This window comes from Microbacterium sp. ZKA21 (genome assembly GCF_050434165.1).
Classification (GTDB): domain Bacteria; phylum Actinomycetota; class Actinomycetes; order Actinomycetales; family Microbacteriaceae; genus Microbacterium.
Genome location: NZ_JBNPVV010000001.1, coordinates 55,348 through 72,249, shown reverse-complemented (window position 1 = coordinate 72,249; position 16,902 = coordinate 55,348). Strand labels below are relative to the sequence as shown.

25 protein-coding genes and 2 tRNA genes are annotated in these 16,902 nt (G+C 65.6%); 3 read left to right on the top strand and 24 right to left on the bottom strand.

Annotated elements, in window-relative coordinates; translation table 11 throughout:
• Positions 1–2 precede the first annotated feature (2 nt).
• The 9 genes from M2317_RS00435 to M2317_RS00395 form a co-directional block, all read right to left on the bottom strand.
• Entirely contained in the window at positions 3–500 is a 498-nt protein-coding gene (locus tag M2317_RS00435) for a DUF2017 family protein (protein WP_429456280.1), read from the bottom strand.
• Positions 497–793 (bottom strand): ATP-dependent Clp protease adapter ClpS, encoded by a 297-nt coding sequence (clpS, locus tag M2317_RS00430; protein WP_429456278.1) that lies wholly within the window; start codon positions 791–793, stop codon positions 497–499. Before clpS ends, M2317_RS00435 begins: the two co-directional genes overlap by 4 nt.
• Positions 790–1,137: a metallopeptidase family protein gene (locus M2317_RS00425; protein WP_429456276.1), complete on the bottom strand. Its 348-nt coding sequence runs from the start codon at positions 1,135–1,137 to the stop codon at positions 790–792. Before M2317_RS00425 ends, clpS begins: the two co-directional genes overlap by 4 nt.
• Positions 1,138–1,165: 28 nt before the next feature.
• The gene (locus M2317_RS00420; RefSeq protein ID WP_429456275.1) at positions 1,166–1,792 is read right to left on the bottom strand and encodes a LysE family translocator; all 627 of its coding nucleotides are present in this window, start codon (positions 1,790–1,792) and stop codon (positions 1,166–1,168) included.
• Positions 1,793–1,844: 52 nt separating this feature from the next.
• The gene (locus tag M2317_RS00415) at positions 1,845–2,888 is read right to left on the bottom strand and encodes an NAD(P)-dependent alcohol dehydrogenase (protein ID WP_429456274.1); all 1,044 of its coding nucleotides are present in this window, start codon (positions 2,886–2,888) and stop codon (positions 1,845–1,847) included.
• A gap of 109 nt (positions 2,889–2,997) precedes the next feature.
• Positions 2,998–3,073: transfer RNA gene (locus tag M2317_RS00410), tRNA-His, on the bottom strand.
• Positions 3,074–3,142: 69 nt separating this feature from the next.
• Positions 3,143–3,769: an oligoribonuclease gene (gene orn, locus M2317_RS00405; protein WP_429456272.1), complete on the bottom strand. Its 627-nt coding sequence runs from the start codon at positions 3,767–3,769 to the stop codon at positions 3,143–3,145.
• Positions 3,770–3,800: 31 nt separating this feature from the next.
• Positions 3,801–3,872: transfer RNA gene (locus M2317_RS00400), tRNA-Arg, on the bottom strand.
• A 209-nt stretch (positions 3,873–4,081) separates the two neighbouring features.
• Positions 4,082–4,354 carry a hypothetical protein gene (locus M2317_RS00395; protein ID WP_429456271.1) on the bottom strand — a complete coding sequence of 91 codons (273 nt, stop codon included), beginning with the start codon at positions 4,352–4,354 and terminating at the stop codon, positions 4,082–4,084.
• Positions 4,355–4,570: 216 nt separating this feature from the next.
• Between M2317_RS00395 and M2317_RS00390 the strand changes: the two genes are divergently transcribed.
• Genes M2317_RS00390 through M2317_RS00380 form a run of 3 tightly spaced genes read left to right on the top strand, consistent with a single transcriptional unit; the run spans position 4,571 to position 6,475 of the window.
• Complete coding sequence (locus M2317_RS00390) at positions 4,571–4,723, top strand: hypothetical protein (protein WP_429456270.1); 153 nt, start codon at positions 4,571–4,573, stop codon at positions 4,721–4,723.
• Between the two features lie 54 nt (positions 4,724–4,777).
• On the top strand, positions 4,778–5,719 hold the full coding sequence (locus M2317_RS00385; RefSeq protein ID WP_429456268.1) for a TIR domain-containing protein: 942 nt from the start codon (positions 4,778–4,780) through the stop codon (positions 5,717–5,719).
• Positions 5,720–5,746: 27 nt separating this feature from the next.
• The gene (locus tag M2317_RS00380) at positions 5,747–6,475 is read left to right on the top strand and encodes a hypothetical protein (RefSeq protein WP_429456266.1); all 729 of its coding nucleotides are present in this window, start codon (positions 5,747–5,749) and stop codon (positions 6,473–6,475) included.
• Position 6,476: 1 nt separating this feature from the next.
• On the opposite strand, the gene M2317_RS00375 is transcribed toward M2317_RS00380, so the two are convergent.
• From M2317_RS00375 to M2317_RS00305, 15 genes are all read right to left on the bottom strand, one after another.
• Complete coding sequence (locus M2317_RS00375; RefSeq protein ID WP_429456264.1) at positions 6,477–8,735, bottom strand: phage tail protein; 2,259 nt, start codon at positions 8,733–8,735, stop codon at positions 6,477–6,479.
• Positions 8,736–8,789: 54 nt separating this feature from the next.
• Entirely contained in the window at positions 8,790–8,936 is a 147-nt protein-coding gene (locus M2317_RS00370) for a hypothetical protein (RefSeq protein WP_429456263.1), read from the bottom strand.
• A gap of 5 nt (positions 8,937–8,941) precedes the next feature.
• Complete coding sequence (locus M2317_RS00365; RefSeq protein ID WP_429456261.1) at positions 8,942–9,241, bottom strand: hypothetical protein; 300 nt, start codon at positions 9,239–9,241, stop codon at positions 8,942–8,944.
• Between the two features lie 29 nt (positions 9,242–9,270).
• Positions 9,271–9,663, bottom strand: coding sequence for a hypothetical protein (locus tag M2317_RS00360; RefSeq protein ID WP_429456259.1), 393 nt, complete (start codon positions 9,661–9,663; stop codon positions 9,271–9,273).
• Positions 9,660–10,061 (bottom strand): hypothetical protein, encoded by a 402-nt coding sequence (locus M2317_RS00355; protein ID WP_429456257.1) that lies wholly within the window; start codon positions 10,059–10,061, stop codon positions 9,660–9,662. The genes M2317_RS00360 and M2317_RS00355 overlap by 4 nt, the downstream gene beginning before the upstream one ends.
• Positions 10,058–10,474, bottom strand: a complete 417-nt coding sequence (locus M2317_RS00350) for a hypothetical protein (protein ID WP_429456255.1) — start codon at positions 10,472–10,474, stop codon at positions 10,058–10,060. Before M2317_RS00350 ends, M2317_RS00355 begins: the two co-directional genes overlap by 4 nt.
• Before the next feature lie 17 nt (positions 10,475–10,491).
• Positions 10,492–10,863: a hypothetical protein gene (locus tag M2317_RS00345; RefSeq protein ID WP_429456253.1), complete on the bottom strand. Its 372-nt coding sequence runs from the start codon at positions 10,861–10,863 to the stop codon at positions 10,492–10,494.
• A complete protein-coding gene (locus M2317_RS00340) occupies positions 10,860–11,228 on the bottom strand; it encodes a hypothetical protein (RefSeq protein ID WP_429456251.1) in 369 nt (122 codons plus the stop codon). Before M2317_RS00340 ends, M2317_RS00345 begins: the two co-directional genes overlap by 4 nt.
• Before the next feature lie 2 nt (positions 11,229–11,230).
• Positions 11,231–12,850 (bottom strand): HK97 family phage prohead protease, encoded by a 1,620-nt coding sequence (locus M2317_RS00335; RefSeq protein WP_429456249.1) that lies wholly within the window; start codon positions 12,848–12,850, stop codon positions 11,231–11,233.
• Positions 12,847–13,980, bottom strand: coding sequence for a phage portal protein (locus M2317_RS00330; RefSeq protein WP_429456247.1), 1,134 nt, complete (start codon positions 13,978–13,980; stop codon positions 12,847–12,849). Before M2317_RS00330 ends, M2317_RS00335 begins: the two co-directional genes overlap by 4 nt.
• 77 nt (positions 13,981–14,057) lie before the next feature.
• On the bottom strand, positions 14,058–15,518 hold the full coding sequence (locus M2317_RS00325) for a terminase large subunit domain-containing protein (protein ID WP_429456245.1): 1,461 nt from the start codon (positions 15,516–15,518) through the stop codon (positions 14,058–14,060).
• A gap of 5 nt (positions 15,519–15,523) precedes the next feature.
• Positions 15,524–15,745 (bottom strand): hypothetical protein, encoded by a 222-nt coding sequence (locus tag M2317_RS00320; RefSeq protein WP_429456244.1) that lies wholly within the window; start codon positions 15,743–15,745, stop codon positions 15,524–15,526.
• 129 nt (positions 15,746–15,874) lie between these two features.
• Positions 15,875–16,159, bottom strand: a complete 285-nt coding sequence (locus M2317_RS00315; protein WP_429456242.1) for an HNH endonuclease — start codon at positions 16,157–16,159, stop codon at positions 15,875–15,877.
• A complete protein-coding gene (locus tag M2317_RS00310) occupies positions 16,156–16,482 on the bottom strand; it encodes a hypothetical protein (protein WP_429456240.1) in 327 nt (108 codons plus the stop codon). Before M2317_RS00310 ends, M2317_RS00315 begins: the two co-directional genes overlap by 4 nt.
• On the bottom strand, positions 16,479–16,850 hold the full coding sequence (locus tag M2317_RS00305; RefSeq protein ID WP_429456238.1) for a helix-turn-helix domain-containing protein: 372 nt from the start codon (positions 16,848–16,850) through the stop codon (positions 16,479–16,481). Before M2317_RS00305 ends, M2317_RS00310 begins: the two co-directional genes overlap by 4 nt.
• Positions 16,851–16,902: the final 52 nt, after the last annotated feature.

The following is a 16,902-nucleotide window of genomic DNA, read 5'->3' as shown; positions in this document are numbered from 1 at the left end:
CGTCAGCCGAGTTCGTCGGCGGACTGGATGAGCCCCTCCAGGCGATAGCCGAGCCAGTCGTAGACGCCGCGGCGCGGGTCGTCCTCATCCAGCGCGTCCTCGTCGACGATTCCCAGCCGGGTCGCGAGCACGAGCCGCAGAGCGGTGAGCGTGCGCAGCCACGCGTCGAGTTCGGCATCCGGGATCAGGACGGCGACGGAGGCGAGTGCCGCCTGTTCGTCGAACAGGTCATGGTCATCGTCGAAGCCGGCCAATGCCGCGCGGACGATCGCCGCCTCGGCCAGTCGTCGGTCGAGCAGATCGTCACGGGTGGCCTCGGAGAAGGCGCGTGATGCGTCGGCATCCTCCGGGTAGGCGTCCGGTGCGAGCCGGGACACGGCCGGATCCGCAGCCTCCTCGGTCGCGTCGGCGGTGAGCATCTCCTGGAACTCATCCAGGAGATGGGCGAGGTGCAGGCCCTCGATCGTGGCGAGCTCGAGCCGGACGGTGCGGGCGGTCATTGCGGAGCCTTCCGGACAGTGGCCCATAGACCGTAGTCGTGCATCGCCTGGGCGTGCACCTCCATGGTCTCGCGCGGCCCGGTGGCGACGATCGCATGCCCGTCGTGGTGCACGGCGAGCATCAGCTGCGTGGCGCGATCCAGGGAGTAGCCGAAGTAGGTGCGGAAGACGCGCACGACATAACTCATGAGATTCACCGGGTCGTTCCACACCACCACCTGCCACGGCTCCAGGGGCGCCGCGGAGAGATGGATGCTCTCATCGACGTCGGGCGTCGCGATGGGCGAACTCATGCCCACCCCAATTCGTGCAGCTGGTCGTCGTCGATGCCGTAGAAATGCGCGATCTCGTGGACCAGAGTCGTATGGATCTCGTCGCGCAGATCGTCCTCCGTGTCGCACTGGTCGAGATGCGGCTCGCGGTACACGATGATCCGATCGGGCAGTTCACCGAGTCCGTACTGGCCGCGCTCGGTGAGAGCGAGACCGTCGTAGAGGCCGAGAAGGTCGAGGCTGCCGTCCTCAGGGCGGTCTTCGACTACGAAGACCACGTTGTCGAGGCCGTCGACCATCTCGTCGGGCAGCAGATCCAACTCGTCGACGACGAGCTGCTCGAAGTTCGCGGCATCCATTTCCATCGTCGTCAAGCCTAAGGTGCGACAGGGGTCAGTGGACGAACAGCAGCAGGGCGGCGACGGCGAGGAAGAGCGAGCCGAAGACGATGTTGAGGATGCGCTGACCCTGCGCGGTGCGGGTGAGCCGGCGGAACGGCTTCGCCGCGGCGGCGAAGAAGAACCACATCACGATCACGTCGACGACCACGACGGTCGTGATCAGGATCAGGTACTGGGGCAGCGCCGGCTGATCGAGGCGGATGAACTGCGGGATGAACGCGAGGAAGAAGACGATCGCCTTGGGATTGAGCAGGTTCACCCAGAAGCCGCGCCGCACCAGGGACCATCTGCTCTCCGGAGGACGCGGGATCCGATCGGCGTCGGTCTGCCCGGTCGGCTTCGCGAGGATCATCCGGATGCCGAGGTACACGAGATACGCCGCCCCGGTGTATCGGACGACGTCGAACAGCAGCGGCGACCGGGCGACGAGCAGACCGACGCCCGCGGCGACGACCACGACGTGCACGATCAGCGCGAGTTGCTGGCCGATCACGCCCCAGATGGCGCGGCGCCAGCCCTCGTTGAGGGCGTTCGACATCGTGTTGATGGCACCGGCGCCCGGCGTGAAGCTGATGATGACCGACGCGGCGAGCAGAGAGAGCCAGACGGTCAGCGACACCTGCTGATTCTAGGGTGCGCTGCCGGTGTTCTCCGAACCCGTGCGGCGGGGATCAGGAGTGCGGCGTGACGACTGCGCGGCCGCTCAGCTTGCCGTCGTGCAGGTCGTGGTAGGCCTGCAGCGCCTGGTCCATCGAATAGGTCTTCACCTGCGGTGTGATCTTGCCGGCGCGGTACAGCTCGACGACCTCGTACAGCTCCTCGATCGTGCCCCAGTAGGTGTTGGTGAGTTCGGCCTCGTACGGGTTCGCGTAGAAGTTCCAGTCGACGGGGCCGCCGGCCACGCCGACGACGGTGATCCGCCCGCGGCGGGCGACGACCTGCTGCGCCAATCGAATGGTCGGCGTGATGCCGACGAAGTCGAACACCGCGTCGACTCCCTGACCACCCGTGGCCTCACGGATGCGGTCCGCCTGCCCCTCGCCGCCTTCGATCGTCACGGCGCCGGCCTGCTCGGCCTCCGCCATCGCTTCCGGCTTCGTGTCGGTGGCGTAGACGGTCGCGCCGGTGATCGCCGTGAGGATCTGCACGGCGATCTGCCCGAGTCCGCCGAGGCCGATCACGAGTGCGGACTTGCCGCCGCCCTGCAGCTTCGGAAGGGCGAGCTTGATGGCGTGGTAGGGCGTGAGACCGGCGTCGGAGAGCGGGGCGGCGACGATCGGGTCGGCGTCGCCGAGCGGCACGAGGTTGCGAGCGGGCACCGTCATGTACTCGGCCATGCCGCCGTCGCGCCCGAGCCCGGTGGCCAGGTACGGCTGCGTGGCCGCGTTGTAGCAGTACGTGTCCTGCCCGCGCGAGCACGCCGGGCAGTGACCGCAGCCGATGGGTCCGTACGACAGGAATGCATCCCCGATCGACAGGCCGGTGACACCGTCGCCGAGTTCCTCGATCCACCCCGAGTTCTCGTGGCCGAGGGTGTAGCTCGGCGCGAGCTGCTGGCCCATGCTCTCGTCGAACTGCTCGAAGACGGCGACATCGGAATGGCAGGCGCCTGCGCCGGCGATCTTGAGGAGGACCTCACCAGGGCCGGGCGTGGGGCGGGGCACGTCGTCGATGGTCGGGAACGTCTTCCAGGCGGTGAATCGGACGGCTTTCACAATGCACTCCTCAGAATCGGCGACAGCTGTCCGACGATCCTATCGACCACCGGAAACGGGATCGAGGTGTTCACGACCGGAGGGAACCGGAGGTGAACACCTCGATGAGTGGGGTGGCTAACGGGGCTCGAACCCGCGACCCCCGCGACCACAACGCGGTGCTCTACCAACTGAGCTATAGCCACCATGCGCCCGCTGTCAGCAGGCAACCAGACGATTCTAATACACGTCCGAGGCCGCGAATGACACCTGGGTCAGATGTTCGCGGCGAATGCCGAGACGGTGGTGGTCGCGATGTCTCGCGCTTCGTCGCTGGACGGGCCGGGCTCGGGCACGAAGACGGCCTGGCGGTAGTAGCGAAGCTCGCGGATCGACTCCAGGATGTCGGCGAGCGCACGATGACCGCCGTCCTTCGCCGGTGCCTGGAAGAACACACGGGGGTACCAGCGGCGAGACAGCTCCTTGATGCTGGACACGTCGACGTTGCGGTAGTGCAGCCACTGATCGATCTGCGGCATGTATTTCGCGAGGAACATGCGGTCGGTGCCGATGGTGTTGCCGGCGAGGGGCGCCTTGCGCTCGAGCGGCACGAAGCGCTTGATGTAGGCGAGCGTCTGGGCTTCCGCTTCGGCCAGGCTGATACCGCCGGGGATCTCGTCGATCAGACCGGAGGTGCGGTGCATGTTGGTGACGAAGTCGTTCATGTTGGCAAGTGCCGCATCGCCGGGCTTGATCACGACTTGGAAGCCCGGATCGAGCGGTTGCAGCTCGAAATCGGTGACGACGACGGCGATCTCGACGAGCTCGTCGATCGCGAGATCGAGCCCCGTCATTTCGCAGTCGATCCAGACGAGTCGATCGTTCTCAGACGCAGTTGCCATACAGGCATCCTAATGAGCGCACAGACATCGGCCCCTCAGGCAGGATTCGAACCTGCGACCGGCGACTTAGAAGATCGATGCTCTTCCGCTGAGCTACTGAGGGTTGTCTACAAGACTACCGATATCCCGCTCGTGTGAAGTCTGCGCTGCTCGCCAGACTCGGGAATACTCGCGTCGCCGTTCCCGACACGCATCACGCGGACAGCCGCGACGGCCCTTGGCACCGCCACCATGTGGTGCGCGCCGTCGCCGGTCGTCGCTCGTGATCGCAGGGGCCGCTGTCGTTCCGCGTCGGTCGCCACGGGCGCAGCCTCACCTCAGATAGCGCAGCGTCTGGACGGCTTCGTCGGCTGTCCAGAACTCGCCGATGAGTCGGAACGCGCCGGACGCGAGGTGAAGACGCTCGGCGCGGTACCGCAGCCCCAGCGGCTCGGCCGCGATGCGGAGATGACCGAGGATGCGCCCGGAGGCGTCCTGCACACGCCACAGATGATCGCCCGCTCTGACGAGATGCTCGCGGTCGGAGGTCAGCGCCGGAGTGGCATAGGGAATGTCGGGAAGAGCGGTGATCGTGGTGGTGTGCATCGGTATCTCCTTTCGATATCGAACATATGACCGACCACCGACATCGACACCGGCGCGTGTCCGCTCGCCGTCGGGCAGTCGTTCTGCACAGCCGGCGTGCTCGGCTCAGTTCTCCACGGTTCCTGTGGAACTGCCCCGATCCGCCGCGCAGACGTCGGGTGAACGCGGCACGCTGTTGCGCAGCCGGGCTCGACCCGGGTTTCTTGAGGAGCAGGCATGAACGACACCATCACGATCATGGGATTCATCGGGAACGATCCTGGCGGCAACACCACGGCCGGCGGGGTGCCCGTCGTGAACTTCCGGGTCGGCAGCAGTCAGAGCCGGTACGACGCGAAGTCGCAGACGTGGATCGACACCGGGACGTAGTGTCAAATTACGCTGTGAATGCTCGCGTCCGACAGGTGCCGATAGTCTTCAGGCGTGGCCAGGATCTCGATGTCAATCCCAGGTGCGGTTATCACCGCCGAAATTGTCCGCGACCTGCGCGATGCTCTGAGGCCGTTCACGCTGCGTGAGTCCGAGGAGTGGCTCGAAGCCGATGATGAGCCAGGCGAGAACGACGTGTACAGCGTCAAGGACATCTACAACTACAAGGTGTCCGCACGTGAAGAGATAGATCGAGGCGGGACCATTTCGCTCGCCGAGTTCACTGTTACGTCAGCGGATGGCGTCGAGTACCACTGGGAAGAGGATGACGGTGCCCCGCTGGAGTACCTGGCAGACGCCCTCAACGCTCACGTCGTCCTAGACAATTCGTCCGCGTTTCTCCGGGTCGAGATCTCGATTGATCCGTTTCAGGCGCGCGTCGTTATAGATAACGCCTACGGCCTGTTCATCTCGCGCGCGGACCGGACGGGATTTGAGATTACTCGAATCGCCGACATCGTGAAGAAGTTGATCCCCGAGCGGGCGGTCCCATTGCACATAGCGCCGCAACTTCAGCCGTTCCGCGTATTCATCGGTCACGGCGGCGATCGTAAGTGGGAGGCGGTGCGCGAGTTCATTCGCGAGGCCGGATACGCGGTGGAAGCCTTCGAGACCTCACCGCGCGCCGGACAGATGACACTGGCCGTGGTTGAGCGCATGATCTCGGACGCCACTGTTGCTGTCATTGTGATGACCGGAGCGGATGCCCTCGCCGATGGCCGCAAGATGGCCAGACAGAACGTCGTCCACGAGCTTGGCTTTGCGCAGGGGCGCCTCGGAGTCGATAACACGATCGTCTTGCTCGAGGACGGCACAGAGGAGTTTACGAACATCGCCGGGCTGACGCAGATCCGGTTCAACAACGGCGAGATTCACACGACGAAGGATCACGTACTTGCGGCGCTTGCGAACAAGGTTCGCGACCGGGCGGGGTAGTGCAATCAGCCTCGCTAGAGTGGGGGCGTGATTGAGAATGGCGCCGCCTTCGCGACCGTGACGGCGCAGATCTTTCCAGTCCTGATGCTGACGCTTGTAGTCGAGTGGCGCGCCCGTGCACGTTGGATGACGGGCAAGCGGCGAGTGAACGTCAATCGAGGCCTTCGATGGTGGACTGCGCTGGTCTACGCTGCCTGCGCGATATCGCTGTTTGTCGGATTCCACGTCGCCCTGACAGGCGTAATCGAGGGTGAACTCTCACCTGTCGGCGCATTGGTGATCTACGCGACGATGCTCCTGGCCGTCTTGCTCCTGTTTCTAAACCCAATGATCTCGATCGCCGTAGGTCTCTCGTTCGACTCTGCTCCGCGACTCATTCTGGCCTTCCCACTTAGTAAACCTGCGCGCGCACTCCGGCGCAGAGCGCGCGAACAAGACTGGGCACGCAGTGTTCTTCGCCGACGCAGCTCCGATCGGCTTACGGCACGCGGCGAGATAGCGGCGGCATACATCGAGCTGTACAAGCGCCTGCCCGCATATGGTCCACCGCTCTCATTCAAGACGCGCACAATACTGGCCGGCTACGAGCGCAGCCTCGAGGCGGCCCAAGATTCGCTCAATGAATGGCAGCGCGACGCCGACGACCTCGCCGCGAGCATCGCGACAACAACCGACACCGAATTGCGCAGGATGATTGAGGCTCAGATCGACGAGCAGTTCGACGTCCGCGCACACGTGCGGGCGCAGCTTTTCTAACTCACGCGGCGCTTCGCGAAGCGCGAGTGACATTGTGCGCGCCGACCGATCCAGCCAGCGCTGCGCCGGGGAGGATCACGGTGAGGCCATCGGCGATCAGGCGTGCGAGGAGTTGCGCGCTCGAGGCGGACAGATCGACCACGGCGGGCCCAGCGACCTCGGTCACCTGATCGGGCGCGCTCTGGACGGTCTGTGCAGTCAGAGCGCCTGCGGGAGCCATCGTGAGCGGGTCCGGGCTGAAGTCCGCTGCCATGCCAGCGAGGCCGTCGAGCGACTTGGCGAACATGCCGCGGTTGCCGTCGAGACCTCCCACGAGGCCCTGCACGAGATTCTTGCCGTAACCGGCGAACAGGCGTGAGGGCGAGTGGATGCCGAGGAACTCGAGGAAGCCGCCGATCGCATCCTGTGCGATGTCGAGCAGTGCTGAGCCGACCGAGGATGCGGCATCCCAGAGACCCTTGACCAGACCGCCGATGAGATCGACGCCTGCTTGCACGAGGTCGGGGATCATGTCGATGAGCGCGCCGACGATCTCGGGTAGCAGGGCGAAGATCGCGTCCAGAAGTGGGCCGATGATCTTCGGGACTGCTTCTACGAGGGCGAGGAACAGGGTGATAGCCGCGTCGATGAGTTCGGGGATGAGTCCGAGAAGCGACTCGATGACGACGGGCAGGAGGTCGATGACGGCAGTGATGAGCTGCGGGAGGATGATCGGCAGTGAGTCGACCAGCGCCATGAAGAGATCGATTGCGGCCTCAAGGATCTTGGGCAGCATCGAGACGATCGTTTCGACCAGCTTGGGCAGGGTCTCGATGATCGCGTCAACAAGCGGCGGGAGGATCAGCGGGATCGCGTCGACAAGCATCGTGAACAGTTGGACTGCGGCATCCAAGATGGCCGGGATCATGCCCAGCACGCTCTCTAGGAGCGCGGGCAGCATCCCGAGAATCTGAGTCAGGAGCTGCGGGAGGATCGTGACGACGGCCTGAATCAGCGATTGGAAGAGGGTGATCGCGGCGGCCAGAAGCGCCGGGATCATGCCGATCAGGGTTGTGGCCAGTTGCGGGATCAGTCCTACGACCGTGGCGATGAGCTGCGGGAGAACCGTGACAATGGACTGCACCAAGGCCAGGAAGAGTTGCACGCCGGCCAGGAGCAATGCCGGGGCGGCGGCGGTGATCGCCGGGACGATCAGCGCGAGTGAGGTGGTCAGGCTGGTCGCGATCGTCTGCACGATGCCGGGGAGAGCGGCGGCGATGCCTTCGATGATCCCCGGCATCGCGTCCAGCAGGCCGGTGATCATTTGGTCGCGTGCGGCGAACATCTTCGGGATCGCACGCGTCAGGAAACCCGCAAGGTCGAGATCTCCGAGCGAGGCCTCGCCGTTGATGATCGAGAAGATGAAGTCCGCGAAGCTGTTCGATGCGTCCGTCAGCCAGCCGGTGAAGGCTTGGAATGCGGCGGACTCCTGCACCTGATTGATGAGCGAGCCGAGGGCAGCAGTGACTGCGGTAACGGCGGGGAGCAGCGAGGTGCCGAGGGTGGCGTAAAGGTTCTCGGTGCCGGCGGCGAGGCGTTGCTGTGAGCCTGCGAGTGTGGTCGACTCGCGCGAGAATGCGCCCTGCGCATCGGCGGTCTGGTCGTAGAGCAGTGCGAGCGTCGCCGTGAGCTTGGCGTTCTTCTCGGCCTCGCCTGACAGGCCGTTGAGACCCATCTCGGCGAGCCTCGCCTTGACTGCGGCTTCGTTGATCGATACGCCGTAGCGCTCGATCGGGTCGCGCTCGCCGCGGAGCAGGGAAGAGAGAGCGCCGACTGCATCGGCGGTCGAGCCGCCGAACTGTGCTGCGAGATCCGCGCCGAGTCCGATGAGATCGTTCGTCTGCCCGCCGAGCTTCACTTGCTCGACGCCCATATTCTTGAGCTGAGATCCCAGGGTGGTCGCGAGACCGGCGTACTCGCTCTTGGCCAGGCCGACGCTGGATGCGGCGCCGTTCGCCCATTCAGTCATCTGGCCGGTGCTGTCCTTGAATACCGAGGACATCGCGCCCATGGCCTGTTCGAGGCTCGAGGCGCTGGATACGGCCTTGATGCCGATGCCCGCTGCGGCCACGCCGACCGCTGCGAGCGCGCCGACCGCGACCTTGGCGCCGGTGGCGGCGGCCTTGCCGAGTCCGCCGAGTGCGCCGCTCGCGTCCTTCAGGCCGCTACTGAGCTTCTTGGTGTCGGCGAGGACACTGATGACGATGTTCTGACCGGCCACGGGGTTACTCCTGGGAGGTGAGGCCTGCCCGGCGCGAGTAACCGGGCAGGCGGCTTAGTTGCGCTTCGACTGGCGGCGAGCCTCGGTGAGGATCGCCTCGCGCTCGGCGACGGTCATCGACCAGTAGTCGGCGGGGCGCCAGTGGAAGCCGACGACGAATGAGGCCAGATCTCGCAGGCGCTCTTCCGTCACGTCATCCATCGAGGTCAGGCGGTTTCGGCGGGCGCCTCGGCGTCGAGGTCAGTGCCGTCCGAGACGTTGAGATCTCCGAGTGCGGCGGTGATCTCGGAGATCTCCTTGAGGGTGAGATCCTGCGCCTGATTCCACGTGTATGTACCGTCCTCGCGGAGTCGGAACGTGTACGCGATCGCGGCGAGCACGAGACCCTTGGGGCGGTCATCGTCGCCGAGCGCGGCGAAACCCTGGCCGGAGAGGCGCTCGATCTGGGAGACCTCGCGCATGGTCAGAGAGTTGAAGTCGTACTTGGGAGCGGTGGCCTTGGCCATGGTGTTACTCGCTTTCTTCGGTGGTGCGGTTAGAGGTTGTTGGACTTGAGAATCTGGGAGACGCCCTGATCGAGGGCGCGGAAGACATCGGTGCGCTTGCGCTGCAGGGCGTCGCTGAGGAACGGCTGCGGGGCGATCCGGCGCGCTGGCCAGCCGTAGTGGATGACGCCCGCGTACGGCGCTCTGGCGCCGCCTGCGCGGACTACGGCCTTCGTCTTGCCTCGGCCAGCGCGGAGCGTGCCGGCGAGGTTGCCGGAGCGCCGAGGCGGGGCGGCGGCGTTGACGACGATCAGGCCGAGGGCGTGCATGAGATCGCGCATGTCCTGCGCGTCTGCGCCTGCCTGCTCGAGTGAGCGGATCGCCTTGCGCAGACCTTCGACGCGGATGCGCCCGCCAGGGGTGATGCGGTCGATGTCGCTCATGCGATCACCTCGAGCGGTTCCTCGAGCACAGGCCAGGAGAACTCAAACAGGAAGTGCCTGTCACGGGCCGATCCGCCGAGTTCAGGCTTCGGGCCGATGATGACTTCGCCCGTGTAGTGCGGGCGCTGTGCGCTCGGCGTCACATTGCCGAGCGGTCGGATCGTGAAGGCGACAGTCTCGCCGGAGTGCGCACGGGCGTAGCGGTAGAGGCTGCCGGTATCGAGCGACTGATATGCGGCGCCGCGGAGTATCCAACTCGACTCGGGGAACGGGTCTCCGAGTCCGTAGTCGTCGCTCGGCGTCGGCGTGAGCCGGTATTCGAGCAGCTCGACTGCACGCTCAAGGCCGTCGAGGGTGATCGACGGTCGAGAGCGTGAGCCGAGCCGCTGGAAACTCACGGGGTGGCGACCGTCACCTTGGTCGGCTCGCCGTCGCACTCCCATTCGAATTCGAACTCGTAGCCTGCCGAGCCGACCTCGCCACCGAGCGAAGGCTTGCGCCCGATGTAGACGTGTCCGACGAAGTGCGGCTGAGTCTCGCTCGGGATCGCGTTGCCGTGAACGGCGTAGGTGTAGGGCACGCGCTGGCCGGAGTTCTCCCAGACGTACGACCAGAAGGATGCTGCGTCGGTCGACTGGATCGCGTTGCCGGCGAGCAGCCACTTGGCGGCGCCGTCAGCGACCTCGCCGAAGGTCGGGTCATCCGGCTCATCCGACTGCAGCGTGAGGCCGCGAACGTCCTGCCAGACCTCCGTACCAGGAGTGCCGAGGGTGAGGGCAAGGCGCTTGCCCTTGATGCGGGTGGAAGTCATGAGATTGTGTCCAATCGCTAGGAGGTGATGGTGGTTTGAATGCCGAGGATCGCGACGGGGAACTTGCCGCCCGAGGCGGGCTCCCACTGGTCGATCTGGACGTCTTCGAGCAGCCATTCGTCGGCGTCGAGGATCGCGATCGCCTCGGCGATGCGGGCGTCCAGCGTGTCTGTGAGCGCCGCGTTGTTTGTTGCCGTGCCAGCGACAAGCCACACATCGAGGCGGAGCGTGCGCGAGCCGCCGAAAGTGTCGGCTGCGGCGAGGTACGGGGAACCGGGGACGACCATGGCCAGGGGCGGCTTCGGGTCGCTCGGTACGTGCGTGGCGGCGCGTACTCCGCCCGCGTTGAGCAGATCGGCGACCGCCTTGCGCTCTTCGGCGAGGTTCACGGGGTTCCCCCATCGAGACCAGAGGCCGGGACCGTGCTCGGCATTCGGCTGATCCCTCGGCCTACGAAGGCCGCGAGCAACGGGTACGCGGCGACCATGGGGTCACGTGCGATACGGATCGCGGCGCCGGTGTCCGGCGAGGCGAACTGCGAGACGCCGTTCTTCGTGTCGCGGCGGTGGAACAGTTCAGCGCCGACTTCGAGCGTTGCGCGCTCGAGGATGGCGGCGGGGACGCTGACCGCGCCGACGTGCTGAGCGACAAGCGCAGCGGCCTGCGCCCAGCACGCGCCCGCGAACGCCTCTTCCGAGGGCGAATGCGGTATGCCCTCGGTCGAGATGTAGGCGAGCAGATCGGCGGCGGACATGCTTACGCGGCTGCCAGCTTGACGGGGACGACTGCGGCGGGGATCTCCGCTGCGACGGCGCCGTACCGGTAGACCGCGAAGGCCTTGCTGAGGTTGACGATGTTCTCATCGGTCAGCGAGACCAGTGCGGAATCGTAGGCGCGGATCGCGCGCCCGTTGACGAACACTGCCGAGTCGCCGGTCTGGCCGGAGTCGAGGCGGACCGGGATACCCGCGAAGTCTCCTGCGAGGCCGGGGAGATCCAGCGTGCCGGAGTTGTTCTTCTCGCCGACGCGGAAGACGCGCTCGCCGGCGACGGTGAGGGAGCGGAGCTTCTTGAAGACGGTGCCGGACACGATGAGCGCCTCAGGCGTGAGGTTCTCGACCTCAAACTTGAGCGCGGCATCGATGAGCGCGTCCTCCCAGTTGCCAGCGGTGCCAGCGGCCAGGGTTGCACCGAGGGTGACGACGCCGGCATCTGCGGCGATCGCGCGGCGAGCCGTGACCAGCGAGTTGAACGCCGTGCGCAGCACGGCCTTCTTGCGGGCGCCTGCGGCGGTGGCGAGCGCCTCGAGCGAGGTGTTCAAGACGCTGACGCTCGAGCGCTCGATACTCTGGCGGGTCAGCTCCGTGCCGCCCGCGTAGGTCTTGACGGGCGCCGTGCGGGACGTGATCCCGACCTTGCCGAACGTGATGTCATCGCCCTCGGCGGCCTGCTCGGTCACGTCGATCGAGTTGGATGCGATCTCGGCGAACTCGATCGAGTTGCCCGAGGCAGGAAGCGTGCCGGTGCTGAAAGTGTCGGCCAGGACGCCGGAGGACGCATCGAAGATGCGGACCAGATTGACGATGCCCTCGGGCTTGACGATGGCATCCGCCGAGGTGCCGCCCGTATAGGCGCGCTCTTCGTAGAGCGCCTCATAGGCGCGGATCGTGGACTCATCGCCCGAGGCGATGGCCTTGAGGATCTCGCCAGCGCTGCGAGTGTCGGCGCTCGGTGCGTCGTCCTCGCGAACGTTCAGCGTCGAGACCTTGCGATCGATCTCATCGATGGCCGCGCGGATCTCGGTGATCTCGGCGGCGGTGTTGTCAGTCTCAGGCATGGTTGCCCTTTCTGTGATGGTGATGGAGGTATCCGCCGAGCGGACATCGGTGATGAGTGCGTCTCGGCCATAGGCGCCGAACGGCACAAGCGAGACCTCGCGAGCTTCGACGCGGGTTCGCGTGATGTCGCCGGTTTCGTCGTCTTCGCGGTGCTCAATCGGCAGGAAACCGATCGAGAGTTCATCGATCACGCCGTCACGGAGCAGCGTGTGAGCCTCGCGACCTCGCTCGGTGTCGGAGAGCTTGCCGGTGATCTCCCAGCCGCCATCGGTGTCACGCTCAGCGGTAACGACGCCGATCGGCTCGGAGTGGCGCCAGTAGACCAGGACGCGGCCAGAGGCGGGCAGAGAAACCGAGCCGCGCTCAAAGCTCTCCCGGTAGAGGCCTGCGATGTCCACGGGCGTATCCCACGGCACCGCGAGACCTGTGAAGGTACGCTCGACGGGATCTTCCGCGGCGCGAACGGTAAACGCGCGAGTTTCGAGGTTGATTGCTCGGGAGCGAGGCGCGTAGTCGTTGATCGGCGTCAGGAGAGTCATGCCGCGGCCTTCTGTGCAGGGCGTGCCGGCGGCACGCGATCGTCAATGCCCGAGATCTCAGGCAGGTTCTCGATCTCGCGGACCTCGCTCGGCAGCATCCAGCCGGCGCTGATCGCGGCGGCGTGCGCTTCGTAGCGGCCAGCGGTATCGAGCCGGAGCAGCGCTTCAGGGTTGAACCGGGCACGCTGGCCACGGGGGAGCAGATCGGTGAAGGCGTCTTCAATCTCGGCGATGTCGTCCGCGAGGCCGAACTTGATGAAGCCGAGCCACTCCTGCGAGATGTTCGCGTAAGTCAGCGCCGAGCCGTCGATGCCGGAGAGCATGAGCGATGCGGGGACGCCGAACAGGCGCGCGATCGCGATCACGCTGAAGCGCTGCGACTCGAGGAACTGTGCGTCAGCGGGGGAGAGGTAGACGCTCTGATAGCTCAGTCCCTGGCCGAGGACGGCGATGCCCTGGCGACCGCCATGCGTCTGCTCCCAGTTCGCCTTGGCCGCGGTTGCCTCGGCGTCGGTGAGCGGGAAATTGGCAGAGAGAACGCCCGAGGGGACATCGCTCGACGTGACGATCTTCGAGGCGTAGTCGCGGAGGTCGATGGCGCCGCGAAGCTCAGCGCGCGCCGACTGAATCGGACCGAGGCCATACGGAGAGCCGGGGACGCGCAACTTCGACAGATGCTTGATGTCCTCGCGCTTGAGGTCGTAGCCGCCATACGTGTAGCCGACGACGCGACCGGCGGCGGTCGTGCGGATAGTCACGTCATGCGGATTGAGCACTTCGAGCGTCTTGACGGTGCCCTGCTCATCGCGGCGGATGCGCCAGTACGCATTACCGGCCAGCGAGAGGCTCACGGCGGTCTGCTCGATAAACGCTCGGTACGAGGTATCGACATCGGGGCGACGGAGCAGCGAAGGCGTGTCGATCGTGACGCCCGCCCGCTCGACATCGATCGATAGTTGGCAGAGCGCGGCCACGCGGATCGATACGGCACGGTAGACGGCGCCGAGTGTCAGGGCGTCAGTCGGCGAAACTTCGGCGGCACTGGTCGAGCGCGAGGGGATCGACAGCGGTTCGCTTACCGGCGGTTCCTCGCGCTTGAGGAAACTGACCAGATTGCCGATGAGACCCAAAGGACTACTCTCGCTCGATTGCTAGCATGCTATGTATCTAATCAATCGAGAGTCCGAATGGGTTTCCGTTACAAGGTCTAGAAGACCTGCCCGCCAATCGATGCCGGCGCGATGTCCAGCGCCAGCGCGCCGAGCGCGGTGGCTTTGAGCGCGTCGATCTCGGTTGCCGAGTCGGCGCGGGAGATCGTGAACGCCTCGCCGACGTTCTTGCGCGTGGCGCGCTGGATCTGCACGGCGCGCAGCGGATCGCCACCTTGGATCAGTTTGCCCGTGGCGATGAGTCGATAGAGCATCGCGGCGGCGCTGATGGCGTCGGCGTAGCTGCCGGTCATTGTCGGAATGCCGCGCTCTGCGAGGCGTTTCCCGAGGGCGCGAAGCGTGTTGCCGTCGACTGCGATCGTCGCGGGCCGGTAGCGCCAGAGATGGATGCAGAGCGCGAGCAGTCGCTCGATCGACGGGGCGCGGAGTGAGGCGACAAGCTCGGAGTGCGTCGAGCCATCCTCGGCGCGCGCGGTGGCCACGATGGAAGCGAAACCGAGACCAGGTGTCGCGTCGACGCTGAACACGAGACGTGCGCCGCGAGGGAAGACGCTCTCAGGTCGACGCGCTGCCTTGATCCAGAGCGCGGGCTCGATGAACGGCGCTCGGGTCGACGTGAGGAATCGATTGAGGTGATAGCGCACGGCGTCAGTCGGCGGCTTGGTGCGGACCAGTGTGATGAGCGCCTCAAGGTCTGTGCGGCCACTAGCAACGGCTGGATTCGCCATCGCGAGCCAGCGCCCGAGCGTTTCGTCATCGTCCGGTACGCGCGCCTCTGGCGCTTCCCAGGCGGCGAAGAATACGCGGGCGGCGCCGTCATCCTGAATCGCCTGCTCGCCGAGCTTGTAGAGGTCAAGCAGAAGCTCACTGTCACTATCGCCGGCAGTGGTGATGCCGACCACGATGCAATCCGGGCGCCCGCCCGTGCCGGAGACCAGATCACCCCAGAGCACGCGGCGCAGGAGGTGCAGCTCATCGACAAGGCCGAGGTCGATCGGCAGGCCCTGCAGGGCGGCACTCTTCGCTGCCTTGAGTTCGTAGCGGCCACCTTCGGAAGTCTGTAGGCCGCGTGTCTCGGTAGTGCGCGTGAAGCGCTTAGAGAGCGCCGGATTGCCGTTGACGGCCTGCATAGCGCGCCGGTAGACCAAGCCTGCCTGCTCGGCGCTGGACGCGATGCCGATGACAAGCGCAGTCGGCTTCGAGATCAGGCGCCAGAGGCCGAGCGCTGCCGCGATCTCGGTCTTGCCGTTCTGTCTGCCGAGCGAAATGACGGCTTGCTGCCAGCGCAGTCTGCCCGCGCGCGGGTGGCCTTCAGGGAAGACTTCGAGCACGGCGCGGATGAGTTGGATCTGCCAGTCCTCGAGCGCATACCCGAACGCCATCGACCAGGCGACCACGAAGACCTTCGCGTATCGATCGAAGGCGCTTTCAAAGTCGGGGGCGAGCGGCTCGGTGTATCGCGGCGGTGGCCACGGAGCTATGTCGGGATATGGCGGCATTGCCTTCACGCTGCGCCCGCCGCTCGGAGCGCGGCCTCGAGCGGATCCTCGGCACCCGACTCGCTCGGCGCGAGCTTGGAGAGGTTGCGGTACGTCAGGCCGAACTGAGCGACCAGTGCGGGCGTGAGGTCACCGGTGTCCAGCGCCTCGGCGAGCTTGCGGAGTGTGACCAGGGCGGGCATATGGGGCGCTCCGAGCCATGGCGCGGACGTTTCGAACTCAGCCACGGATTCACTGAAGGTCTCTGCGGTGCTATCGGTCATGATGTGGGGCGTTCTCCCGGATATTTCGGGCCTGTCGGTGAAGAGAGGAGGTGGGGCGGGGTGATCTGTGCTCGCCCTCTAAAAAGAGCGAGATCATGCAGCTCCCGCCAGCCAGTCGGGATTGAGCCAGTCGACGCGGATCATGGTCTTGTCGCTCTTGATGCCGTTACATCGCCTGCATGCCGCGAGCAGATTGGATCGCTCATCGCGTCCGCCTGCTGCCTTCGGGTTGATGTGATCCGCAGTGGCGTCGTGCTCGGGTCGCGGATCGTCTTCGTGCAGGTCGTTGCCGCAGTACTGGCACGTCCAGTTGTCGCGCTCGAGCACCTCGCGCCTGAGCCTCTGCCAGGCGGCGCCTCGGGATGAGTGGTTACTCACGCTGCCTGCCTCTCACGGCGCTCGGCTTGGTAGTGCGTCATGCAGAGGCCTCGGGCGTGCGGGCGTGCCGTGCATCCTGTAGCCGTGCAGGAGGTGGCCAGTGTTGGCCTGCCGCCATAGGGGATGAGCGGCTCATCGCTGTAGGTATCGGCGTCCAGGCGTGCGCCGGGGTGCTGTTCACGGTGCTCCTTGGCATAGGCCTTCGCTTCGTCGATGTCGAGCCACGGGCCGTAGACGCGCGTGCAGCGCTCGCATGAGACGACTGCGGTGACTCCTGACCAGTCGATCCAGACGACGCCAGGCGGGCGCTTGCGAGTGGTCACGCGGCAGCATCCTTGAGCCACGTGCTCACGGCTCTGGCGCTGACGCCGAGCGCGCTTGCGATCGCGGTGAGCGTCTCGCCCTGCTCGCGCATCGCGATTGCCTGCGCGCCGAGTCTCTCCCGCTTGGAGTTCCTCTTCCCGGGCGCCGCCATCGCGCGCAATGTCTCGCGGTCGACTGGCTTCGGCTCCTTGCCAAGTGGTGTCAGGTGATGAGTAAGCGCCGTGTGTGCGTGCACGGCCAGCTCGATGCGGGCGTCCCCGTTGCGCTCAGGCCCGACGCCGATGAACGTGCGACCGCAGACGCAGACGGCCACTGATGTAATGCCGGAGTCATCCAGCAATGTCAGTTTGTGCTCTGTGCGTGCCATCCAATAAGTCCAGCACAATCGGCATTGCTTAAACCGGAGAGAATGTTATTCG